Origin of the sequence: Streptacidiphilus sp. MAP12-16, from assembly GCF_041262165.1 — a bacterium.
Taxonomy (GTDB): Bacteria; Actinomycetota; Actinomycetes; order Streptomycetales; family Streptomycetaceae; genus Streptacidiphilus.
The window spans coordinates 42,608-65,379 of record NZ_JBGCBY010000036.1; the positions used below are offsets into that span (position 1 = coordinate 42,608).

The 22,772-nt window shown below is 71.5% G+C and carries 16 protein-coding genes and 1 tRNA gene; 10 read left to right on the forward strand and 7 right to left on the reverse strand.

Annotated elements, in window-relative coordinates:
• Nucleotides 1-1,260: an MFS transporter gene (locus ABIA33_RS33365; protein ID WP_370087004.1), complete on the forward strand. Its 1,260-nt coding sequence runs from the start codon at nucleotides 1-3 to the stop codon at nucleotides 1,258-1,260.
• Nucleotides 1,261-1,318: 58 nt separating this feature from the next.
• Here the strand turns inward: ABIA33_RS33365 and ABIA33_RS33370 are convergent, their stop codons facing one another.
• The 3 genes from ABIA33_RS33370 to ABIA33_RS33380 form a co-directional block, all read right to left on the reverse strand.
• Nucleotides 1,319-5,242 carry an ABC transporter ATP-binding protein gene (locus ABIA33_RS33370; protein ID WP_370087006.1) on the reverse strand — a complete coding sequence of 1,308 codons (3,924 nt, stop codon included), beginning with the start codon at nucleotides 5,240-5,242 and terminating at the stop codon, nucleotides 1,319-1,321.
• A gap of 56 nt (nucleotides 5,243-5,298) precedes the next feature.
• Nucleotides 5,299-5,724, reverse strand: coding sequence for a PPOX class F420-dependent oxidoreductase (locus tag ABIA33_RS33375; protein WP_370087008.1), 426 nt, complete (start codon nucleotides 5,722-5,724; stop codon nucleotides 5,299-5,301).
• A 215-nt stretch (nucleotides 5,725-5,939) separates the two neighbouring features.
• On the reverse strand, nucleotides 5,940-6,560 hold the full coding sequence (locus ABIA33_RS33380; RefSeq protein WP_370087010.1) for a TetR/AcrR family transcriptional regulator: 621 nt from the start codon (nucleotides 6,558-6,560) through the stop codon (nucleotides 5,940-5,942).
• Nucleotides 6,561-6,655: 95 nt separating this feature from the next.
• Here ABIA33_RS33380 and ABIA33_RS33385 point away from each other — a divergent pair, with 95 nt between their 5' ends.
• Genes ABIA33_RS33385 through ABIA33_RS33400 form a run of 4 tightly spaced genes read left to right on the forward strand, consistent with a single transcriptional unit; the run spans nucleotide 6,656 to nucleotide 12,721 of the window.
• Nucleotides 6,656-8,287: a carboxyl transferase domain-containing protein gene (locus ABIA33_RS33385; protein WP_370087012.1), complete on the forward strand. Its 1,632-nt coding sequence runs from the start codon at nucleotides 6,656-6,658 to the stop codon at nucleotides 8,285-8,287.
• A gap of 14 nt (nucleotides 8,288-8,301) precedes the next feature.
• A complete protein-coding gene (locus ABIA33_RS33390) occupies nucleotides 8,302-10,419 on the forward strand; it encodes a biotin carboxylase N-terminal domain-containing protein (RefSeq protein WP_370087014.1) in 2,118 nt (705 codons plus the stop codon).
• Nucleotides 10,419-11,480, forward strand: coding sequence for a hydroxymethylglutaryl-CoA lyase (locus ABIA33_RS33395; protein WP_370087016.1), 1,062 nt, complete (start codon nucleotides 10,419-10,421; stop codon nucleotides 11,478-11,480). The genes ABIA33_RS33390 and ABIA33_RS33395 overlap by 1 nt, the downstream gene beginning before the upstream one ends.
• Before the next feature lie 59 nt (nucleotides 11,481-11,539).
• A complete protein-coding gene (locus ABIA33_RS33400; RefSeq protein ID WP_370087018.1) occupies nucleotides 11,540-12,721 on the forward strand; it encodes an acyl-CoA dehydrogenase family protein in 1,182 nt (393 codons plus the stop codon).
• Between the two features lie 47 nt (nucleotides 12,722-12,768).
• Here the strand turns inward: ABIA33_RS33400 and ABIA33_RS33405 are convergent, their stop codons facing one another.
• Complete coding sequence (locus ABIA33_RS33405) at nucleotides 12,769-13,236, reverse strand: universal stress protein (RefSeq protein ID WP_370087020.1); 468 nt, start codon at nucleotides 13,234-13,236, stop codon at nucleotides 12,769-12,771.
• Between the two features lie 638 nt (nucleotides 13,237-13,874).
• On the opposite strand from ABIA33_RS33405, the gene ABIA33_RS33410 reads away from it, so the two are divergent.
• Nucleotides 13,875-14,585: an HAD family hydrolase gene (locus ABIA33_RS33410; RefSeq protein ID WP_370087022.1), complete on the forward strand. Its 711-nt coding sequence runs from the start codon at nucleotides 13,875-13,877 to the stop codon at nucleotides 14,583-14,585.
• On the opposite strand, the gene ABIA33_RS33415 is transcribed toward ABIA33_RS33410, so the two are convergent.
• Nucleotides 14,552-15,442, reverse strand: a complete 891-nt coding sequence (locus ABIA33_RS33415; protein ID WP_370087024.1) for a GNAT family N-acetyltransferase — start codon at nucleotides 15,440-15,442, stop codon at nucleotides 14,552-14,554. The genes ABIA33_RS33410 and ABIA33_RS33415 overlap by 34 nt on opposite strands.
• 611 nt (nucleotides 15,443-16,053) lie before the next feature.
• Between ABIA33_RS33415 and ABIA33_RS33420 the strand changes: the two genes are divergently transcribed.
• The 3 genes from ABIA33_RS33420 (at nucleotide 16,054) to ABIA33_RS33430 (ending at nucleotide 18,444) form a co-directional block, all read left to right on the forward strand.
• Nucleotides 16,054-17,472, forward strand: coding sequence for a helix-turn-helix domain-containing protein (locus ABIA33_RS33420; RefSeq protein ID WP_370087071.1), 1,419 nt, complete (start codon nucleotides 16,054-16,056; stop codon nucleotides 17,470-17,472).
• 181 nt (nucleotides 17,473-17,653) lie between these two features.
• Nucleotides 17,654-18,256 (forward strand): oligoribonuclease, encoded by a 603-nt coding sequence (gene orn, locus ABIA33_RS33425; RefSeq protein WP_370087026.1) that lies wholly within the window; start codon nucleotides 17,654-17,656, stop codon nucleotides 18,254-18,256.
• 112 nt (nucleotides 18,257-18,368) lie between these two features.
• Nucleotides 18,369-18,444: transfer RNA gene (locus tag ABIA33_RS33430), tRNA-His, on the forward strand.
• 86 nt (nucleotides 18,445-18,530) lie between these two features.
• On the opposite strand, the gene ABIA33_RS33435 is transcribed toward ABIA33_RS33430, so the two are convergent.
• Entirely contained in the window at nucleotides 18,531-19,472 is a 942-nt protein-coding gene (locus tag ABIA33_RS33435) for a slipin family protein (RefSeq protein ID WP_370087073.1), read from the reverse strand.
• A gap of 167 nt (nucleotides 19,473-19,639) precedes the next feature.
• Nucleotides 19,640-20,683 (reverse strand): LacI family DNA-binding transcriptional regulator, encoded by a 1,044-nt coding sequence (locus ABIA33_RS33440; protein WP_370087028.1) that lies wholly within the window; start codon nucleotides 20,681-20,683, stop codon nucleotides 19,640-19,642.
• A gap of 482 nt (nucleotides 20,684-21,165) precedes the next feature.
• On the opposite strand from ABIA33_RS33440, the gene ABIA33_RS33445 reads away from it, so the two are divergent.
• Nucleotides 21,166-22,677 carry a GH1 family beta-glucosidase gene (locus ABIA33_RS33445; protein ID WP_370087031.1) on the forward strand — a complete coding sequence of 504 codons (1,512 nt, stop codon included), beginning with the start codon at nucleotides 21,166-21,168 and terminating at the stop codon, nucleotides 22,675-22,677.
• Nucleotides 22,678-22,772 lie beyond the last annotated feature (95 nt).

The window sequence follows — 22,772 nt, forward strand, 5'->3', positions numbered from 1 at the left end:
ATGAGCACGACGACCACACCAATCGAGCCGCGCACCACCGGCCCGGTGCCGCTGCGCCGCAACTGGCGCTTCCAGGCCCTGTGGGCCGGCTCGACCGCAGCGCTCACCGGTGTCTACGCCACCGACGTCGCCTACCCCCTGGTCATCCTCGCCCTGACCGGTTCCGCAGCCCTGGCCGGGCTGTTCGGCTTCGTCCAGGCGGCAGCGACCGTGCTCTGCGGTCTGCCCGCAGGCCAGCTCGTGGACCGGTACGACCGCCGCCGGGTGCTGATCGCGGCCGAGGGCGTCCGTGTGGTCACCACCGGTGGCGTCGCCGTCGCCTTCGCCCTGCACCAGCTGTCGCTCGTGCAGTTGCTCGTCGCGGCCGCCCTGGTCGGCGGCGCCCAACCCTTCGTCGGGGCGGCCCGGATGCTGACCGTGCGGAGCGTGGTCGCACCGGAGCAGCTCACCGCCGCGCTCACCCAGGACGAGGTGCGCGGCAGCATCGCCGAACTCGCCGGACCGCCGCTCGGCGGCGTGCTCTACGGCCTCAGCCGGATGCTGCCCTTCGCGCTGAGCACGGTCGGCTTCGCGATGTCGCTGGTGTCCGCTCTGATCGTGCGCCCGGAGCGGGCACCGAGCGCCCCCCGTCCAGGCGCCGGCGCCCAGAACGCCGGCATCTTCGCCGGGATCAAGGAGCTCTGGGCCAACCGGACCCTGCGCGCCGCCCTGGTCCTGGTCGTCTTCCTCAACGCCGCAGGAGCCCCGCTCAGCCTGGCCGCCGTCTACCTGCTGCACCAGCAGTCGGCGCCGTCCTGGTCCATCGGCCTCGCCCTGACCGGCTCCGCTCTCGGCGGGCTGGCCGGCGCCGGACTGGTCAAGCCGCTGCACCAGCGGTTCCGCCCGGGCGCACTGCTGCTCGGCATCGTCTGCTCCGAGGTGCCGTTGGTACTGGGCCTCGGACTGGTCTCCGGCCCCTGGCTGGTGGCGGCCCTGCTCTTCGGCACCATGGTGGGCATCCCGACGCTCAGCATCCTGCTGGATGTTCTGATCTTCCGTCAGGTGCCGGACGCGGTGCGTGGCCGCGCCATAACCTCCGCGATGACCATCATCGGGGTGGGGATCCCCCTCGGCACCGGCTCGCTCGGCCTGCTGCTCCAGTACCTCGGCGGAACCGGCGCCCTGCTGGTGCTCGGCAGCCTGCTCGCCTGCGGCGCAGCCTGGGCCGCGACCCAGCCCGGTCTCCGGTCGGCCGACTGGCCGACCGATCCGGCCGAGTAGGCGGCAGTCCACGGAGCAGGCGATCGCCACCCCGGCGGCCGCCCGCTACGGCCGCCGGCTACCGCACCGCTGCGGGCTGCTCCTCGCCGGCGAAGGCGCGCCACAGACGGGCGTACGCACCGTCCGCGACGAGCAGGTCGGCGTGGGTTCCGTCCTCGACGATCCGGCCGTGGTCCAGCACGATGATCCGGTCGGCGCGCGCGGCCGTGGTCAGCCGGTGCGCGATCACGATCGTCGTGCGGCGGCCACCGTCGCGCTGGGAGAGGCGGTCGGCCGCCCGGTTCACGGCCGCCTCGGTGGCCAGGTCCAGCGCTGCGGTCGCCTCGTCCAGCAGCAGGATGTCCGGGTCGACCAGCTCCGCCCTGGCCAGGGCGATCAACTGGCGCTGCCCGGCGGACAGGTTGCGGCCGCGCTCGCTCACCCGGTGCAGGTAGCCGCCGGTGAGGCCGGCGATCATCTGGTGTGCGCCGACCGACCGCGCCGCGGCCTCGACCTCGGCGTCGCTCGCCTCGGGGCGACCGTAGGCGATGGCGTCGCGGACGGTTCCGGCGAAAAGGTACGCCTCCTGCGGAACCACACCGAGGCGGTGCCGGTAGCCGGTCAGGTCGAAGTCGCGCAGGTCGATCCCGTCCACCCGCACCGCGCCACCGGTGACGTCGTAGAACCGCGCCAGCAGCTTGACGAGAGTGGACTTGCCCGCGCCGGTCTCACCGACCAGGGCAACAGTCTGGCCGGCGGGAATGCGCAGGTTCACATTGTGGATGACCTCGGACTTGCGGGCCTTGTCGATGCCGCCCTCCGCAGCGTCGGCGCTCCCGTCGGCGCCCGTCGAGTACGCGAAGTGAACGTCGTCGAAGTGGACGTCCCCGCGCAGTCGCCCGACCGGCCTCGGGTCGGCCGCCTGCGGGGTCGAGGTGGGCGTGCGGAGCAGTTCCCTGATCCGGCTGAGACCGACCGCCGCCTGCTGGTAGCCGTCGAAGACCTGCGAGAGCTGCTGGACCGGCGAGAAGAACAGGTCGATGTAGAGGAGGTAGGCGACGAGCGCGCCGGTGGTGAGCGTGCCCGCGCTCACCCGGTGTGCACCGGCGATCAGCACCAGCGCGGCGGCGACGCTGGACAGGAACTGGACGAAGGGGAAGTAGACCGCGATGTAGAGCTGTGCGCGGGTGCGGGTCCGGCGGTAGTCGTCGCTGCGCTCGGCGAACCGGGTGCGGTTGCGGTCCTCGCGCAGGAACGCCTGGACGATGCGCATTCCGGCGACGTTCTCCTGCAGGTCGGCGTTGACCGTGCTGACCTTCTCGCGGGCGAGTCGGTAGCTGGCGGAGGACATCTTCCGGAACACCAGGGTGGCGACGACCAGCACCGGGAGGACCGCGAACACGTAGAGGGCCAGCTGGGTGTCGAGGACCAGCAGCACCACGAAGATGCCGAAGAAGGTCAGCAGGCTGACCACCGCGGTGACCACGCCGGTCTGCAGGAAGGAGCTGAGCGCGTCGACGTCGGTGGTCATCCGGGTCATGATCCGGCCGCCGAGTTCACGCTCGTAGTAGTCGAGGCCGAGCCGCTGGAGATGGGCGAAGATCCGGATCCGCAGCGAGTACAGGACGCGCTCGCCGGTGCGTCCGCTGACCTGCATCTCGGCGGCCTGGACGACCCAGTCGAGCAGGACGATGGCGAGGGCGACCAGCGCGGCCGCGGCAACGGCCCCGGAGGCGGCCCTGGTGACGCCGCTGTCGATTCCGTGCCGGATCAGGATCGGCAGGGCGAGAGAGGCGAGCGCGTCCAGAGTGACCAGCAGCAGCGCCAGCGTCAGCGGCCTGCGGAAGGGAGCGAGCATCCGCCGGAGGCTGAAGTCCGGGTCGGGGCGGCGAACCTCGGTGAGGTTGATGTCCGGGGTGCCGTCGGCGGGCGGAAGCGCGGCGACCTTGGCGAGGAGGTCCGGGGTGGCCGGCATTCCGCCCAGGGTGGCGTGCATGTTCCCGCCGTGCCCGCTCGCCGCTTCGGCCTTGCCGCCGGTGCGGAGCAGGGCGTCGACGTCGGGCTCCGGAAATCTCTCGCGGTCCCAGAGCTCGGAGGTGACGGAGCCGGCCGCGTGAACGGCCTGCCCGTTGTGACCCCGGTGGCCGTTCTGGCCGACGGTGTCGCCGTCCGCCGCGACCTCGGCCAGCAGGCTCGCGACGGGGTCGGCCGTGCGGACGTCCCCGGCCAGCGCGTCCGGGTCGGTCAGCAGCGAGCGGTAGAGCGGACAGCGGGCGTCCAGTTCCTCATGGGTTCCGACGTCCACCAGGCGGCCGTGATCGAGCACGGCGATCCGGTCGGCGAGCTGCAGGGTGGAGCGCCGATGGGCGATCAGCAGGGTCGTCCTGCCCAGCATCACCGCGCCCAGTGCCTCGTGGATCTCCGCCTCGACCTGCGCGTCGACGGCGGAGGTGGCGTCGTCGAGGAGCAGGATGCGCGGGTTGGAGAGGATGGCACGGGCGAGGGCGACGCGCTGCCGCTGCCCGCCGGAGAGAGTGAGGCCCTGCTCGCCGACCACGGTGTCGTAGCCGTCGGGCAGTTCCCGGATGAAGCCGTCGGCCTGGGCGGCGCGGGCGGCCGCCTCGACCTCCGCCCGGCTCGCGTCCGGTCGGCCGTAGGCGATGTTGGTGTGCACCGACTCGGAGAACAGGAAGCTGTCCTCGGGGACGATGCCGATCGCGGAACGCAGCGAACGCAGCGTCAGGTCGCGCACATCGTGGCCGTGGATCCGGACGCTGCCCGCGGTGGCGTCGTAGAAGCGCGGGACGAGCATCCCGACCGTGGACTTGCCGGAGCCCGACGCCCCGACCAGTGCCACGGTCTCGCCCGGTTCGAGCGCCAGGGTGAGGTTCTGGACCACCGGCTCGGCGGTCCCGCCGTAGGTGAAGTCGACGTTCTCGAAGGCCAGCGCGGGGACTCCGTCGTGCTGCTCGGCCTCGGCGGGGTCGAGCTCGGTCGCGCCCGGCTTCTCGGTGACCACCGGGCGCTCGTCGATCAGCTGGAACACCCGCTCCACGCTGGCGCGGGCCTGCTGGCCGACGGTCAGCAGCATGGTCAGCATCCGGACCGGCCCGGTCATCTGCGCCACATAGGTGGAGAAGGCGACGAAGGTGCCGAGGGTGACCTCTCCGCGCACGGCGAGCCAGCCGCCGAGGGCGAGGACCGCCACCTGCCCGAGCGAGGGGATGGCCTGCATCGCCGGGCTGTAGCGGGCACTGAGTTTGATGCTGCGCAGCCGCATCGCGAAGAGCCTGCGGCTGGCGCGTTCCAGGCGGCCGAGCTCCTGCTCCTCCTGGCCGAATCCCTTGACCACCCTTACGCCGGAGACCGCGCCGTCGACGGCCCCGGCGACGGCCCCCGCCTCCTGTTGGGCGGTCCACGTCGCGGGGAACAGCTTCTTCCGGCTGAGCTGGGCGAACCACCACAGCGCCGGGGCCATCGCGATGGCGATCAGGGTGAGCAGTGGCGACAGGAACAGCATCACCACGATCGACAGCAGGAACAGCAGGACGTTGCCGGTCATCATCGGCAGCATCGACAGCAGGCCCTGGATCATCTGCAGGTCGGAGGTGGCGCGGCCGACGACCTGACCGGTGTCCAGGCTGTCCTGCCGGGTGCCGTCCAGCCGGGAGAGCGAGTCGAAGAGGTCCCGGCGCAGGTCGTGCTGGACGTCCAGGGCGAGCCGGCCGCCCCAGTACCGGCGGACCAGGGTCAGTGCGAAGACCACCACTGCGGCGCCGACGAGGGTGATGGCCCAGGGCGTCAGCGGCTTGCTGTGGGTGGTGATCACGTCGTCGATGATCAGACGGGGGATCAGTGGGACCAGGGCGCTGACCCCCATGCCGAGCAGCGAGGCCCCGAAGGACAGCAGTACGTTGCGCCGGTAGCGCCAGCAATAGGAACTGATGCGCCGCAGCCAGCCGCGTTGCGACGGGGAGGCGGGGGATTTTTGAGCCTGGAACATATTTAGCGATGCTAACTGTCTCGAAGGTGGATCGTCCACTGAATTTACAGCCGTGGCTACCAGCCGGCCGAGCCGTAGACCCGCTCAACGGACAGCCGGACGACCAGACGGCGGTCGGCGACCATCGCGGCGCGGTACTCGTCCCAGTTCGGGTGCTCGCCGGCGATCAGGCGGTACACCTCGACCAGCTCGTCCACCGTCGCGTCGTGCGGGTCCGCGGACACCGGGGTCAACTCCGCGGTCCCTTCCGCGACGGCATAGGTGCGCTGGTCCGGGCTGGTCACGTAGAAGCTGGCGCGGGGATCGCGGCGCAGGTTGGCCACCTTGGCCCGGTCAGCGGTGGTCGAGATCCGCAGCAGGCGGGCGCCGGGGTCATAGATATGGCTGACGTTGGAAAGCTGGGGGCGGCCGTCGCGCTTGAGCGCCACCAGAGCGCCTCCGTGCGCCTGCTCGATCAACTGCTCAAGGCTCTTCTCCGACATGATGCCGACCTCCCGCTCGGATGCTGCTCCGACTGCTGCCTGCCGCACAGACGCTGCGCGCTGCCGTGTGCCCGCACCGCGCCTCAGCCTGTGACAGCGTCCAGGGTCCCCCGTTCTCTTCCCCGCCGCACCGGGCAGCGGACTCACCCCTGGTCACCATTGGTCGTAGGACCGGAGGCGGAGCACCCCGCCGCAGAGGCCGCCCGCACCACGGCTCAAGCTGGCGCCGGCGCGGCTGCGGCGGCCGGGGCGGCGGCCGCCTCGATCGCCCCGAGCGCGATGCGGTGCAGCAGGTCCGCCATCGCGCCGCGGTCCCGGGCCCCCTGCCCGGCGGCGCTGTGGGGCGTGGAGTTGAGCAGGCCGAAAACCGCGTGGACGGTCGGACGGGCCTCCTCGCCGAGACCGGGGAAGGTGTCGCGGGCGACGCCGACCCACAGCTCGACGTACTGGCGCTGCAGGCTCCGGACCCGGTGCCGCTCCGCGTCGGGGAGGTGCAGCAGCTCGCGGTCGTGCAGGGTGATCAATGCGCTCTCGTCCAGCGCGAAGTCGATGTGGCCCTGCAGCAGCGAGTCCAGTGCGGTGCGCGCGTCGGGGGCCTCCTCGACCCGGCGAAGCCCCTCGTCGAGGAGGCGTTCGCTGATGCCGACCAGGAGGTCGGCGAGCATGGCGTCCTTGCCGGCGAAGTGCCGGTAGAGGCCCGGACCGGAGATGCCCACGGCCCTGCCGATCTCGTCCACGCCCACCCCGAGGAAGCCACGCGCGGCGAACAGTCGCGCGGCCTCACGCCGGATCTGCTGACGGCGGGGGTTCTCGACGGGACTGGGCGGTGTCGGCATCCCACCATCGTAGACAGCGGGGTTATCCGTCGTTAACCTGGCGGGAGAAGTTAACGTTCATTAACTTACGCTGGGGAGCAAAGGAGCTCGTGGCCATGACGCTCGCGTCCGCGCCAGCACCCGTCCTGGACACCGGAGTGGATCCGGGGTCCGAGACCTACCGTGCCAACGCCGCAGCCCAGCAGAGCCTCGCCGAGGAGCTCCGGGCCCGGGTCGCGGCCGCGGCCCGGGGCGGCGGGGAACGGGCCCGCGAACGGCACACCGCGCGCGGCAAACTGCTGCCGCGCGACCGGGTCGACACCCTGCTCGACCCCGGATCGCCGTTCCTCGAACTCTCCCCGCTCGCCGCCCACGGCCTGTACGGCGGGGACGCCCCCGCAGCCGGGCTGATCACCGGGGTCGGCCGGGTCGCCGGACGCGAGGTCGTCGTGGTCGCCAACGACGCCACCGTCAAGGGCGGCACCTACTACCCGATGACGGTCAAGAAGCACCTGCGGGCCCAGGAGATCGCCCAGGAGAACCGCCTCCCCTGCCTGTACCTGGTGGACTCGGGCGGGGCCTTCCTGCCGATGCAGGACGAGGTCTTCCCCGACCGGGACCACTTCGGGCGGATCTTCTACAACCAGGCACGGCTGTCCGCCGCGGGAATCCCCCAGCTGGCCGCCGTCCTCGGCTCCTGCACAGCGGGCGGCGCCTACGTCCCGGCGATGAGCGACCAGGCCGTGATCGTCCGCAACCAGGGCACGATCTTCCTCGGCGGCCCGCCGCTGGTGAAGGCCGCCACCGGCGAGGTCGTCACCGCCGAGGAGCTCGGCGGTGGCGAACTCCACTCCCGCACCTCGGGCGTGACGGACCAGCTCGCCGAGAACGACGCCCATGCGCTGGCGATGCTGCGCACCGCCGTGGCTGGGCTCGGCCCCCGGGCGCCGCGCCCGTGGCCGGTGCGCCCGGTCGAGCCGCCCGCCGTCGACCCCGCCACCCTCTACGGCGCCGTCCCGGTGGACCCGCGCACCCCCTACGACGTGCGGGAGGTGATCGCCCGCCTGGTCGACGGCAGCCGCTTCGCCGAGTTCAAGCCCGAGTACGGCCCGACCCTGGTCACCGGCTTCGCCCAGCTGCACGGCCACCCGGTCGGCGTCGTCGCCAACAACGGCATCCTCTTCGCCGAGTCGGCGATGAAGGGCGCGCACTTCATCGAACTGTGCGACCAGCGCGGCATCCCGCTGGTGTTCCTGCAGAACATCTCCGGCTTCATGGTCGGACGGCAGTACGAAGCCGGTGGAATCGCCAAGCACGGCGCGAAGATGGTCACCGCCGTGGCCGGCACCCGCGTGCCCAAACTGACGGTGGTGGTCGGCGGCTCCTACGGCGCGGGCAACTACTCCATGTGCGGGCGGGCTTACTCCCCCCGCTTCCTGTGGATGTGGCCGGGCGCCAAGATCTCGGTGATGGGCGGCGAGCAGGCCGCCTCGGTCCTCGCCACGGTCCGCCGTGACCAGCACGAACTGCGCGGCGAGGACTGGCCCGCAGAGGCGGAGGAGGAGTTCCGCCGCCCCGTGCGCGAGCAGTACGAGCGCCAGGGCAACGCCTACTACGCCACTGCCCGTCTGTGGGACGACGGAGTCATCGACCCGCTGGACACCCGCACCGTGCTGGGCCTGGCGCTGAGCGCCTGTGCCAACGCGCCCCTTCCCGAGCCGCGCCCCTTCGGCGTGTTCCGCATGTGACGGAGGATCACCCCATGTTCGACAGCGTGCTGGTCGCCAACCGCGGCGAGATCGCGGTTCGCGTCATCCGTACCCTGCGGCGTCTCGGAGTGCGATCCGTCGCCGTGCACAGCGGCGCGGACTCGGACGCGCCGCCCGTCCGGGCCGCCGACACCGCCGTACTGCTCGGCCCGCCCGACGGATCGTCAGCAGCCGACAGTTACCTGCACATCGAGCGCATCATCGCCGCGGCGCACCGGACCGGCGCCCAGGCCGTGCACCCCGGATACGGCTTCCTCGCCGAGAACGCCGCGTTCTCCCGGGCCTGCGGCGACGCAGGGCTGGTCTTCATCGGTCCCACTCCCGCCAGCATCGAGCTGATGGGCGACAAGATCCACGCCAAGGCCGCCGTACACGCTGCCGGGGTGCCGGTGGTCCCCGGCAGCGAGGGCGACTCGCTCACCGACGCGCAACTCCTCGCCGCCGCCCGCGCCATCGGGCTGCCGGTTCTGCTCAAGCCCTCCGCCGGTGGCGGTGGCAAGGGGATGCGGCTGGTCCGGGACGCCGACCGGCTGCCCGAGGAGATCGCCGCCGCCCGCCGTGAGGCCCGAGCCTCCTTCGGCGACGACACGCTCCTGGTGGAACGCTGGATCGACCGCCCACGCCATATCGAGATCCAACTCCTCGCCGACACCCTGGGGAACGTGGTCCACCTCGGCGAGCGGGAGTGCAGCCTGCAGCGCCGCCACCAGAAGCTGATCGAGGAGGCGCCGTCGGTCCTGCTCACCCCGGACATCCGCGCCGCCATGGGCGCCGCCGCCGTACGAGCGGCCCGAGCCTGCGACTACGCGGGCGCCGGAACGGTCGAGTTCATCGTCCCCGGCGACGATCCCTCCTCCTACTTCTTCATGGAGATGAACACCAGGCTCCAGGTGGAGCACCCCGTCACCGAGCTCGCCGTCACCGCCGACGGCGCCCACCTCGACCTGGTGGAGCAGCAGCTCCTGGTCGCCGCGGGCGAGCCGCTGGCCTTCACCCAGGACTCCATCGCCTTCCAGGGGCACGCCGTCGAGGCCCGGATCTGCGCCGAGGACCCCGCCCGCGGCTTTCTTCCCACCGGTGGCCGGGTGCTGCTGCTCCAGGAACCCCAGGGCGAGGGCATCCGGGTCGACTCCGGCCTCGCCCCCGGCCTCGTCGTCAGCAGCAGCTACGACCCCATGCTGTCCAAAATCATCGCCTACGGACCCGACCGCCCGACGGCCCTGCGGAGGCTGCGCGCCGCCCTCGCCGAGACCCGGATCGTCGGAGTCACCACCAATGCCGGCTACCTGCGCCGGCTCCTCGCGCATCCCGATGTGATCGCGGGCCGCCTCGACACCGGCCTGGTCGAGCGCCACCCCGAACTGACCGTAGCCGGGACCACTGACAATCCCTCCGACGGGCCGCCCGTCCCGGTCGAGGACGAGGCGCTCATCGCCGCCGCACTGGCCCGGCAGCTGGCCCTCACCCCGGCGGCGGCAGAAGGCGGCTGGACCGACCCCTTCTCGCTTCCCTCCGCCTGGCGCGTCGGCGGGGAACCGGCCTGGACCCTGCACCAGCTGCGCCTGCCGGGCGGCGAACCGGTCGAGGTGAGGGTCCGTCCGGTGTCGACCCGGACCGTACTCGACGGCACCGGCAGAGCCGGTGAGTTCGAGGTCCGCCTCCGCGAGAACCCGGGAGTCGCAGTCCGGCTGGTCCCGGAACGGGACCGGCTGCTGCTCACCCTCGGCGGCACGACCCGCAGCTTCACCCACGCCACGGACAGCAGCGGCGGTACCGCCCCCGACCAGGCCGTCCACTGGCTCGCCCGGGACGGCGACAGCTGGGCCGTGCACCCGTACGACCCCGTCGAGCAGCTCAGCCACGGCATCGCCGGCGGCGGAGCGGCTGCCCTGAACGCACCCATGCCGGGCACCGTCACGGTCGTCAAGGTGACCGTGGGCGAGAAGGTGGCCAAGGGGCAGCCGCTGCTGATCCTCGAGGCGATGAAGATGGAACACGTGATCACCGCCCCCTACGAGGGCACGGTCGACCAGCTCCGGGTGACGGCCGGCGGAACGGTCGCCATGGATGAACTGCTCGCCGTCATCACTCCGAGCGAGGAGACTCCCTGATGCCAGCACCGGAACCGACCGCCGCAGCGTCGTCGTCGTCGAGCAGGGCGACCGTGAGCGAGTCGGCCGTCACCGAGCCATCCGTGACCGAGCCGACAGTCACCGAGCCGACCGTGACCGAGCTGGGTCTGCCCGACCGGGTCCCGCTCGCCGGACTGCCCGCCGCCGTCCGCATCCACGAGGTCGGCCCCCGCGACGGCCTGCAGAACGAGCAGAGCTCCCTCCCCGTCGCCGTGAAGGCCGAGTTCATCACCCGGCTGGCGGCCGCCGGTCTGCGGACGATCGAGGCGACCAGTTTCGTCCATCCCAAGTGGGTACCCCAACTCGCCGACGCGGAGCAGCTGTTCCCGCTGGTGGCGGCTCTTCCCGAGCGCCACCCCGGCCTCCGGCTGCCGGTGCTGGTGCCCAACGAGCGCGGTCTGGAACGCGCGCTCGCCCACCATGTCGGCGACATCGCCGTCTTCGCCAGCGCTACCGAGAGCTTCGCCCAGCGGAACCTGAACCGCAGCGTGGCCGAGTCCCTGGAGATGTTCGCGCCGGTGGTCCGCCGGGCGACGGCCGAGGGGATCCCGGTCCGGGGCTATCTCTCGATGTGCTTCGGCGACCCCTGGGAGGGGCCGGTCGCGCCGGCCCGGGTGGCAGAGGTCGGACGGCGACTGCTGGACCTGGGCTGCGCAGAACTGAGCCTGGGCGACACGATCGGGACCGGCACTCCGGGCCAGGTCGTCGCGCTGCTGGCCGAGTTCGCCGCCCAGGGCGTCGGCCCCGAGCGCCTGGCCGTGCACTTCCACGACACCTACGGCCAAGCCCTGGCGAACACGCTGGCGGCGCTGCAGTGCGGCGTCACCGTGGTCGACGCCTCGGCCGGCGGGCTGGGCGGCTGCCCGTACGCCAAGAGCGCCACCGGCAACCTCGCCACCGAGGACCTGGTCTGGATGCTGCACGGCCTGGGCATCGAGACCGGCGTCGACCTCAACGCCCTCGCGGCGACCAGCGTCTGGGTAGCCGAGCAGCTGGGGCGTCCCAGTCCGTCCCGGGCCGTCCGCGCGCTCGCATCCTGAACCTCACGTCCCCCCGCGCCTACCCGGCGAGCACCCCTCCCCACCCTCAGGAGATTCCCATGCTCGACCATCGTCTCGACCCAGAGCACGAGGAACTGCGGCGCACGGTCGCCGAGTTCGCCCATGACGTCGTCGCACCCAAGATCGGCGACTACTACGAGCAGAACGAGTTCCCTTACGAGATCGTCCGCGAGATGGCCCGGATGGGCCTGTTCGGGCTGCCCTTCCCCGAGGAGTACGGGGGGATGGGCGGCGACTACCTGGCGCTGTGCCTGGTCCTGGAGGAGCTCGCCCGGGTCGACTCCTCGGTCGCGATCACCCTGGAGGCCGCCGTCTCGCTCGGCGCCATGCCGATCTTCCGCTACGGGACCGAGGAGCAGAAGCGCACCTGGCTGCCCCGGCTGTGCTCCGGCGAGATGCTCGGCGCCTTCGGCCTGACCGAGCCGGAGGGCGGTTCCGACGCCGGAGCGACCAGGACCACCGCCCGCTACGACGCGGACACCGACGAATGGGTCATCAACGGTTCGAAGTGCTTCATCACCAACGCCGGCACCGACATCACCGGCCTGGTCACCGTCGCCGCGCTCACTCAATCGGGCGAAGTCAGCGGGGAGAGCTCGCCACAGCGGGCGATCTCGACCATCATCGTGCCAACCGGGACCCCCGGGTTCACGGCATCGAAGAAGTACTCAAAGGTCGGCTGGAACGCCTCGGACACCCGGGAGCTGTCCTTCGCCGACTGCCGCGTCCCGGCCGCCAACCTCCTCGGCGAGGCAGGCCGTGGCTACGCCCAGTTCCTGCGGATTCTCGACGAAGGCCGCATCGCGATCGCTGCCCTGGCCACCGGCCTGGCCCAGGGCTGCGTCGACGAGTCGCTGAGCTACGCCGCGCAGCGGCGTGCCTTCGGCAGACCCATCGGGGCGAACCAGGCCATCCAGTTCAAGATCGCAGACATGGAGATGCGTGCCCACACGTCCCGGTTGGCGTGGCACCACGCGGCCTCCCGGCTGCTCTCCGGCGAGCGCTTCAAGAAGGAGGCCGCTATCGCCAAGCTCTACTCGTCCGAGGCTGCGGTGACCAATGCCCGCGAGGCGACCCAGATCCACGGCGGCTACGGCTTCATGAACGAGTACCCGGTCGCCCGCTTCTGGCGCGACAGCAAGATCCTGGAGATCGGCGAGGGGACCTCGGAGGTCCAGCGCATGCTGATCGCCCGCGAGTTGGGCATGAGCGACAACTGACCCCGGCCGGCCTCCCGGCGCAGCCGGGACGGCACGGCGCGTGATAGTCAGGGGATGACGACGACCGGCCGGTTGGCCCTGCGTGCCAGCCGGCCGGCGACAGACCCGAAGAGGCGACCGAGGAAGCCGTGCGTGCCGCCCACCACGATGGCGTCGGCCGCGTACTCCCTGGCGACCTCCTCCAACTCGTGGCAGATGTCCCCGCCGCGTTCCACCAGCACCCAGGGCACATCGCCCAGGAAGTCCGAGCAAGCCAGCTCGAGGCCGAGAACCTCGGTGCGGTGGTCCGGCACGTCCACGAAGACGGGGGGCTCGCAGCCGGCCCACACCGTGGCCGGAAGACGGTTGGCGACATGCACGATCACCAGGCCGACCCGGGAACGCCGGGCCATACCGACGGCGTAGGCCAGCGCACGCTCGCTGGAGACCGAGCCGTCGAATCCGACGACGACACCGTGGAGGAACGCCGGGTCGCAGGGACGAAGAGCCTGCGACTGCAGTTCAAAACGTGGCATGGATGAAGAGGATCCCGTCGGGGACGCGGAAGCGGACTTGGGGTGGGGCTTCGACGGCTTCGCTGACTTCGACTTCGGCTTGGGCAGCCGGGCCTGCTGCTGCGGCTGTTCCATGGGGCGCGCCGCGGGATTGCCTTCGCTGGGCTCATGAAGCTCGTGACCGGCCATGACTATGGTCGTTTCGGCGAGGTGGGATACGGAATGACGTACATGGTCACGACCCGGGGTTGTGGAACCAGGGACACCAACACTGTGCACCGATCCAGGACGAAGTGGGCCGAGTGGTGGCTTGCGTGACCTCTTCCCTTCAGGGTACGGCGACAATCTGTCCCCGCCCAGACACAGAGCGATTGGATCGCTCGGTTACCGCGAACGGCGGACGCGTACGCCGGGGCGTTCACGCCGCCGCAGCGCTCCGCGCGACGATGCCGCGCGCCCTGGGCGTGCATGGAGCATGCCTGAGGAGTCGCGCTAGTGCAACGGTGTCCACGCCAAGAGATGGCGGCAGCGCGTCGCAGTGTTGCCGACTGCCTACCGGACGGTTGCAGAGCCGTCCGTTCTCCGGCCGGCAGCCGCTTTTCGGCCAGAGGCAGCGGTATGCCTCGTGCATATGCCAGAGGGCTGAAACGATGCCGCGCATGCCGCCGCTGATGCTTTTCGATCTCGACAACACCCTGGTCAACCGGAATCAGGCGTTCCAGGGGTGGGCCCTACGCTTCCTGACGGACCGGTCCCTGCCCCCCGCCGACCTCCCCTGGCTCACCACCCTGGACTGCGGTGGCTACCTCGACCGGCAGACCCTGCTCCGGGCCGCGATCGACCGATACGGGCTGTTCGAACGCTTGGAAGCGCTGCTGGAGGAGTACCGGGACACCGTCACCGCCCTGATCCACTGTCCTCCCGCTCATCTGGAGGCGCTGCGCGACGCCCGGGCCGCGGGCTGGATCCTGGGCATCGTCTCCAACGGCGCGACCGAACACCAACAGGCGAAGATCGAACGCACGGGGCTGGCCGCGCTGGTGGACGGCTGGGTGATCTCCGAGGAGGCGAACTGCGCGAAACCGGATCCCCGGATCTTCCAGCTGGCCGCCGAGCGCTGCGGGATCGCCACCGGCACGAGCTGGATCGACACCGCCTGGATGGTCGGCGACCACGCGCCCGCGGACATCGCCGGGGCCACGGTCGTCGGGATGCGCAGCGCCTGGCTCGACCACGGGCGCGCCTGGCCCGAAATCGACTACGCCCCCACGCTGATCGCCGGGGCGCTTCCCGAGGCCGTGGCCGCCATCCTGGCGGCGCCCCGGACCGCCGAGGGCTACGCCTCCGCGGACAGCGTCGTGATCGGATGAACGGCGGTCGGATGAACGGCGGTCGGGGGTTCGGCGAGCAGCCGGTCAGTGACCAGCCGATCGGTGACCGGACGTGCCGCCGGGGGGCTCATCGCCGGACAGCGCCACCAGGTGGCCAGCCCCTGCTCGACGAAGCCCAGCTTCCGGTACAGCGGCTCGCCCAGCAGTGTGGCGGTGAGCGTCGCCGGACGCTCCGGATGCGCTCGGAGCACCCGCTCCAGCAGTGCCCTGGCGACCCCCTGCGAGCGGTGCTCGGGCAGCACGGCGACCCAGTACAGGCCGACCGACATACCGTCGTCCCAGGAGAGGCAGGCACCGGCCGTCACGCCCTGACGCCGCGCCAGCCAGCTGCGACGCCCGCGCAGCGCGCCCCAGGCGGACGGGAACATCTCCCCGCGCCGCCAGGGCAGCCGGGCAGGGACCGGGAAGCCCTCCACCACCGCCCGCTCCACCTCGGCGAGTTCGCCCTCCCGGACCGCCTCCAGCAGCTCCAGGCCCGGGGCCTCCCGACGGGTGCGGGCCGGATCGAGCGGCCCGGCCTCGCGCACCATCACCGCCTGCGGCATGGCCGCCTCGCAGCCGTGTCCGGCCAGGTCCAGCACGCGGTACGGGTCCTCAAGGCAGAGCTGCCTGGTCTCCCAGCCACGGAACAGCTCCAGGAGCTCGCCGGTGAGCGCCTCAGCGTCCACCGGCCGCCTGGTGATCACCACGCGGTGGCTGTCGGCGGCGTCGCGATCGCAGCGAACCGCCGTGTAGCCGGGCCCCGTTCGCGTCTCCCAGCCTTCGACGCCGGCCATTCCCAGCCAGTGCGCCGCGGCGTTGTCGTTGGCCAGTTCGAGGCGACTGCGGGGCTCCATCCGTCGAGCCTATCCGGCGTCAGCCCGGCACTGCTCGGCGGCCGTCCAGCATCCGCACGGCCACATCAGCCCCTCCGCCCGCCGTTGCGACCGCATCTGCGCGCCCCATACGCGCCCCCCGCACCTCCTTGTACCCTCCCGCGCTCCCGATGGCTGCTTTTCGGTCAACTTCTGGACACCTCAGCGACTTTGGACGTAACCGCAGCCCAGAGACGCCCATTGAGCAGCGGAATCTCCGGGACCGATCGGACGGCCGTGCGACAACTGGCCAGCGCCTGACACGCCCCCTTCCCCGGCGGCCCAACGGATGCAACCCTCGGTGATCGAATGCTTCACGCCAAATTGCCTTATCGACATAGCGTCGGATGGTGAACTTGTCGCACCAGCAACGCCGGACCCAGTAGATTCGATCTTGACGAGTGCGGGGGCCTCGAAGTGAAGCACAGGACCGGACAACCATGACGCCGCTGGCGCGGACCGTGCGGTCGGCAAGCCCGGAGGTCGACCGGGCGCCCCGATCGGAGCGGGCCACGTCTGCGGCACACACGACCGAGGGGGGCCGGAGCGCCTTGAGCAGGGTCAGCAGGAACGCCGCAACAACGGACGGCGCGGTGCCCGGTGCCGGAGCGGGCGAGGTACTCGCCACTCCTGCCGCAGCCCGCAAGCTCTCCGGGCGCCGCCGTCCCGAGATCGTCGCTGTCCTGCTCTTCAGCGGCGCGCCGATCTTCGAAAGCTCCATCCCGCTCTCCGTCTTCGGCGTGGACCGGCAGGACGCCGGGGTCCCCCGCTACCGGCTGCTGGTGTGCGCGGGCGAGGAAGGACCGCTGGCCACCACCGGCGGCCTGACCATGACCGCCCCGCACGGCCTGGAGGCGCTGGCCAGGGCCGGCACGGTCGTCGTACCGGCCTGGCGCTCCGCCGCCCAGCTCCCACCGCCCGAGGCGCTGGCCGCCCTGCGCAAGGCCCACCAGGAGGGAGCGCGGATCATCGGTCTGTGCACCGGGGCCTTCGTCCTGGCCGCGGCGGGCCTGCTCGACGGCCGACCGGCGACCACCCACTGGATGTACGCGCCCACCCTGGCCAAGCGCTATCCGCAGGTCCAGGTCGACCCGAGGGAGCTGTTCATCGACGACGGCGATGTTCTCACCAGCGCGGGAACCGCCGCCGGGATCGACCTCTGCCTGCACGTGGTGCGGACCGACCACGGGTCCGAGGCCGCGGCGGCGCTGGCCCGGCGGCTGGTCGTCCCTGCCCGCCGCTCCGGCGGGCAGGCCCAGTACATCGACAGGTCTTTACCCGAGGAGATCGGGAACGACCCCCTCGCCGAGGTCGTGACCTGGGCGCTGGACAACCTCTCCAAGCAGTTCGACGTGGAGGCGCTCGCCGCCCGCGCGTACATGAGCCGGCGCACCTTCGACCGACGGTTCCGTTCGCTCACCGGCAGCGCCCCGCTGCAGTGGCTGATCTCCCAGCGCGTGCTGCAGGCGCAGCGGCTGCTGGAGACCACCGAGGCGTCGGTGGACGAGGTGGCGCGGCGCTGCGGATTCCGCTCGCCGGTCGCCCTGCGCGGCCACTTCCGCCGCCAGTTGGGCGTGTCCCCGGCCGTGTACCGGACCACCTTCCGGTCCCGCCGGAGCCAGCCGCCCGGCCCCGGCGGCCTGACGGTGCCACCGGGGCTGCCCGGTCCTGCCGGGCCCTCGACGGTTCCCGGGGACGACAGCTATGGCCTGCTCCCCTCCGGCCTGCCGGTCCCGGCGATCCCGGCGCAGCCGGACGGCAACGAGGCCACGTCGGATCCGGTTCGCCTCCCCCGCCCGAACACCCGCGGCAGGCACGGCGGCCGACCGGACTCCGCGGACCACGCGGCGACGGAGGACGGCCGAGCGGAGGCAGGCACCCGCAGGCGTCGGGAGACCGGGGCCCACGACCAGCGCGGCGGCACCGCGCCTTCCGGCCCGCCGGGTCCACTGCCGGTACGCGGGCACCCGGACACGGCCTGGGCGGCCGTGCAGCGCCGCGTGCCGGAGTAGCCGTCCGGGACCGGGAGCCCGCCTTCGGGGCGGGACCCGGCCCCGATCGGGGCAGCGGGGGGAGATCGACGGGTCGCGCCAGGTTTGTTTTGGGCGCAATCCGACAGATGATCGACCCTGCGGGACCAGCCGGTCCTGGCACAGGCGCACAGGCGCACATCCACCCAGGACGGTGAAGCACGTGAACGATCGCATGGTCTGGATCGACTGCGAGATGACAGGCCTCAGCCTCGAGACGGACGCGCTGGTCGAGGTCGCCGCCCTGGTCACCGACTCCGAACTCAACATCCTCGGCGAGGGCGTGGACATCGTGGTGCGTCCCCCCGACGAGGCGGTCGAGACGATGCCGGACATCGTCCGGGCCATGCACACCGCCTCCGGACTGCTGGAGGAGCTGGAGCACGGGGTCACCCTCACCGAGGCCGAGGCCCAGGTCCTGGCGTACGTTCGGACGCACGTCCCGGAGGCGGGCAAGGCTCCGCTGTGCGGAAACTCGGTGGCGACGGACCGCGGCTTCCTGGCGCGGGACATGCCGGCCCTGGAGACCCACCTGCACTACCGGATCGTGGACGTCTCCTCGATCAAGGAGCTGGCCCGCCGCTGGTACCCGCGCGCCTACTACAACAGCCCCAAGAAGCAGGGGAACCACCGGGCCCTGGCCGACATCCGGGAGAGCATCGCGGAGTTGAGGTTCTACCGCGAGGCCGTGTTCGTCCCCCAGCCGGGACCGGACACCGACACCTCCCGCGCGATCGCCGCTCGGCATCAGCTGCCCCCGTCCTGACCTGCCTCGACGCGTCCGGGAGGAGCGTCCGCCGGAACCGGAAACCCGGTCGTGAGCACCCGTCCGGATCCTGTAGAGTTACCTCCGTCAGCGCGACAGCGCGAGACAGATGGTGGGTGTAGCTCAGCTGGCAGAGCACCGGGTTGTGATCCCGGGTGTCGCGGGTTCAAGTCCCGTCACTCACCCCATCTGAGTAGGGCCCGACCTCGAAAGAGGTCGGGCCCTACTGCGTTGCGCTCAACTCCCCGCCGACCGGGCGGGGTTCACCGGGTGGTCAGCCTTCCTCCACCCGCTTGGCACTCTCGATCTGCAGTTCGGTCAGATCCGGCTCGGGGATCTCCGGCAGCGGCGGCACCACGTCCAGCTTCGCCGCCTCGGACTTCGACTCCACCTCGGCCACGGCTGCGGCTGCCGCCGCGGCGGCAGCCGCCACGGAGACCAGCGGCGGCGACTTGGATCCCTCGGGGGTCGCGCCGTCGAGGAAGCGCAGCAGCTCCACCGGGAACGGCAGCACCAGGGTGGAGTTCTTCTCCGCGGCGACCTCGACCACGGTCTGCAGCAGGCGCAGCTGCAGGGCGGCGGGCGTACTGCTCATGATCGCTGCAGCGTCGGAGAGCTTGCGGGACGCCTGGAACTCACCGTCGGCGGTGATGATCCGCGCGCGCCGCTCGCGCTCCGCCTCCGCCTGCCGGGACATGGAGCGCTTCATCGACTCGGGCAGCGCCACGTCCTTGATCTCAACCCGGTCGATGTGGATGCCCCAGCCGATGGCCGGGCTGTCGATCATCAACTCAAGACCCTGGTTGAGCGGCTCGCGATTGGTGAGCAGCTCGTCCAGCTCGCTCTTGCCGATGATCGACCGGAGCGAGGTCTGCGCGACCTGCGACATCGCGAAGGTGTAGTTCTGCACGTTCACCGAAGCCAGCACCGGGTCCTCGACCCGGAAGTAGACCACCGCGTCGACCCGCACGGTGACGTTGTCGCGGGTGATGCCCTCCTGCGCGGGAACGGGCATGGTGATGATCTGGACGTTCACCTTGCGCAGCCGGTCGGCGACGGGAATGAGGAGCGTCAGCCCGGGCTGTCGGATCGCCTTGTGCACCTTCCCGAAGCGGAACACGACACCGCGTTCAAACTGCTGCACCACGCGGACCCCGGTGGCCAGCCAGAGCGCACCCGCTCCCAGCACACCCAGCAACACGTCCACGACAAGCATCGCCATCACCCCACGTCAGGGAAGCAGTCGCCAAGAGCGACCAACTCCACGCTACTCGGTGACCGCCCCAGCCGGAACAGCCGTGCGGATCGGTACGGGACCGTATCGGTACGGGACCGTACGGCACCGCATCTCTTCTCACCGGCTATTACGCGCGCGGGGGCCGATCAGGCCGAGTCCCTGAGAACCAGTTCCGTGGTGAGGATGACCTGGCGGTGGGTGCGGCTCGGGGCGGCGATCTCCTCCAGCAGCAGGCGCGCCATGGCGCGGCCCATCTCCTCGCTGGGCTGGCGCACGGTCGTCATCGGCGGGTCGGTGTGCCGGGCCACCGGCGAGTCGTCGAAGCCGACCACCGCGACCTCGTCCGGGATCCGCCTCCCGGCCTGGCGCAGCACCCGCATGGCTCCGGCCGCCATCAGGTCGGAAGCGGCGAACACCGCGTCCAGGTCGGGCTGTGCCAGGAGCAGCTGCCGCATCACCCGGGCGCCCGCCTCCTCACTGAAGTCGCCGTTGCCGACCAACTCCTCGACGAACGGCAGCCCGGCCTCCTCCAGCGCCCGGCGGTAGCCGTCGAGACGGCTCCGGGCGCCCTCCATGTCCAGCGGTCCGGTGATGGTGGCGATACGGGTCCGTCCCTGGCGGGCCAGATGCCGCACGGCGGCCCAGGCCCCGCCCAGGTTGTCGGGGTTGACGTAGCTGAGCGGCTCCAGCTCGGAGCGGCGGCCGCCGAGGACAGCCGGCAGTCCGATCCGTTCGAGCAGGTCCACGATCGGGTCCTCGGAGTGCACCGAGACCATCAGCACGCCGTCCACCCGGTGGCCGCTGAGATAGGTGGCGAGGCGTTCGCGCTCCTGCGCGGTGCGAACCAGGATCAGCAGCAACTGCATGTCCGTGTCCGAGAGTTCACTGGCGACACCGCGGATGATCTCGGCGAAGAAGGGCTCGGAGGCGAGCCGGGTCTCGGTCTCCGGGATGACCAGCGCGACCGCGTCGGTCCGGCTGGTGACCAGGGTGCGCGCGGCACGGTTGGGGACGTAGCCGAGCTCGGCGATGGCGCGTTCGACCACGGCGCGGGCCTGGTCGCTGACCCCGGGCGCACCGTTGACCACCCGGGAGACGGTGCCGCGACCGACGCCCGCGAGCTGCGCCACGGCCTCCAGGGTGGGCCGGTCCTGGCCCCGACGCGTCTGCTTGTCGCCGACCTGACTCATGATCCGCCCACCTTCCTCTACTTCCGCGAGGCACCTTAGTCGCGAGGCACCCTAGTGGGGATTCCTGTGGTCGCGCGCCTCCCGAACTGCTGAGACACGACAGGCAGTGGGAGCGCTCCCACTGTAGGGCAGCTCGTCCGCGATCACCAGTGCCGCCCCTGTCGCGCCGCCCGCCGGTGGCGTCCGGCCGACTCCTTGACACGCCGGACGCCAGGCACGACCATGTCGTCAGAGCAATGGGAGCGCTCCCAGGATGTTGCACCACCCTGGCGGCTCATCCGTGCATGAACTCGACCCCCACACGCCCGGCCCAGATGTCCGGTCCAGCACCGAACGCGGTCGCCCGGCGTCCTCGCCCAGGCGGCAGCGGACGGCCGGACGGCTTTGCCGCCCGCCTCCCGGAGGCGCATCATGGGCCCAGTCCCCAGCATGCGCAGCCGCCCACTTCCGCGAACCGCACCTAGTCTTGGGAGCGCTCCCGTATGACCGCAGTCCACCCACTCGCCGCAGTCGAACCCCTCGCGGGGCCGAGTCGCGCCGACGACGGGCTACTCCACTTCCCGACCGGATTCCTGTGGGGCGCCGCCACCGCCGCCTACCAGATCGAGGGAGCGGCGGCCGAGGGCGGCCGGACCCCGTCCATCTGGGACACCTACAGCCACACCCCTGGGCGGGTCCGCAACGGCGACACCGGAGACACCGCCGCCGACCACTACCACCGCTACCGCGACGACGTCGCCCTGATGGCGCAGCTCGAGCTCAAGGCATACCGCTTCTCCGTCTCCTGGTCACGGGTGCAGCCGACCGGACGGGGACCCGCCGTCGAACGCGGCCTGGACTTCTACCGCAGGCTGGCGGACGAGCTGCTCGAGGCCGGGATCACCCCCGTCGCCACGCTCTACCACTGGGACCTGCCGCAGGAGTTGGAGGACGCGGGCGGCTGGCCGGTGCGCGACACCGCCGAACGCTTCGGCGAGTACGCGGCGCTGATGGGCGAGGCGCTGGGCGACCGCGTCCGGTACTGGACCACCCTCAACGAGCCCTGGTGCTCCGCCTTTCTGGGTTACGGGTCGGGCGTGCACGCCCCTGGCCGCACCGATCCCGCCGACGCGCTGCGCGCCGCGCACCACCTCAACCTCGGGCACGGGCGCGCAGTCGCCGCACTGCGCTCCGTCCTGCCGACGGCCGGCGCCCACGGCGCCGGCCAGGGTCCCGGCCCGCAGCTCTCGGTCACGCTGAACCTGCACGAGGTCCGCTCGCTCAGCCAGAACCCGGCCGATCTGGACGCGGCCCGGCGGATCGACGCGGTCGGCAACCGGGTCTTCACCGGACCGATCCTCGACGGGGAGTACCCGCAGGACCTGCGCGCCGACACCGCGCACCTCGTCGACTGGGACGACCTCGTCCGGCACGGCGACCTCGCCGCGATATCCGCGCCGATCGACCTGCTTGGCATCAACTACTACACGCCCACGCTGGTGTCGGCCTGGTCCGGACCCCCGGCGGCCGAGCACTCGCGCAGCGACGGCCACGGAAGCAGTGACCACTCCCCCTGGCCGGGCTCGGAGAACGTGGTCTTCCACCTCCCGCCGGGCGAGCGCACCGCCATGAACTGGAGCATCGACCCGTCCGGCCTGTACGACCTGCTCACCCGGATCGCCCGCGAGCACCCCCGGATGCCGCTGATCGTCACCGAGAACGGTGCGGCCTTCGACGACTACGTCAGCCCCGAGGGCGAGGTGCGCGACCCGGAACGGATCGCCTATGTGCACGCGCATCTGGCGGCGATCCACGCCGCACTGGCGGACGGGGTCGACGTGCGCGGCTACTTCCTGTGGTCGCTGATGGACAACTTCGAGTGGGCGTACGGATACGGCAAGCGCTTCGGCGCCGTGTACGTCGACTACTCGACTCAGCGCCGTATCCCCAAATCCAGTGCCCACTGGTACGCGGAGACGATCCGGCGCGGGGCGATCTCCCGGCCGACGCCCTGACCCGGCCGGGTAGCGGGCGGCACCGCCGAGGGTCGGTGCCGCCCGCGAGGGCATGTCCAGCTCCGGTCGCCGGGTTTCGTGTGTTCCCCGGGCGG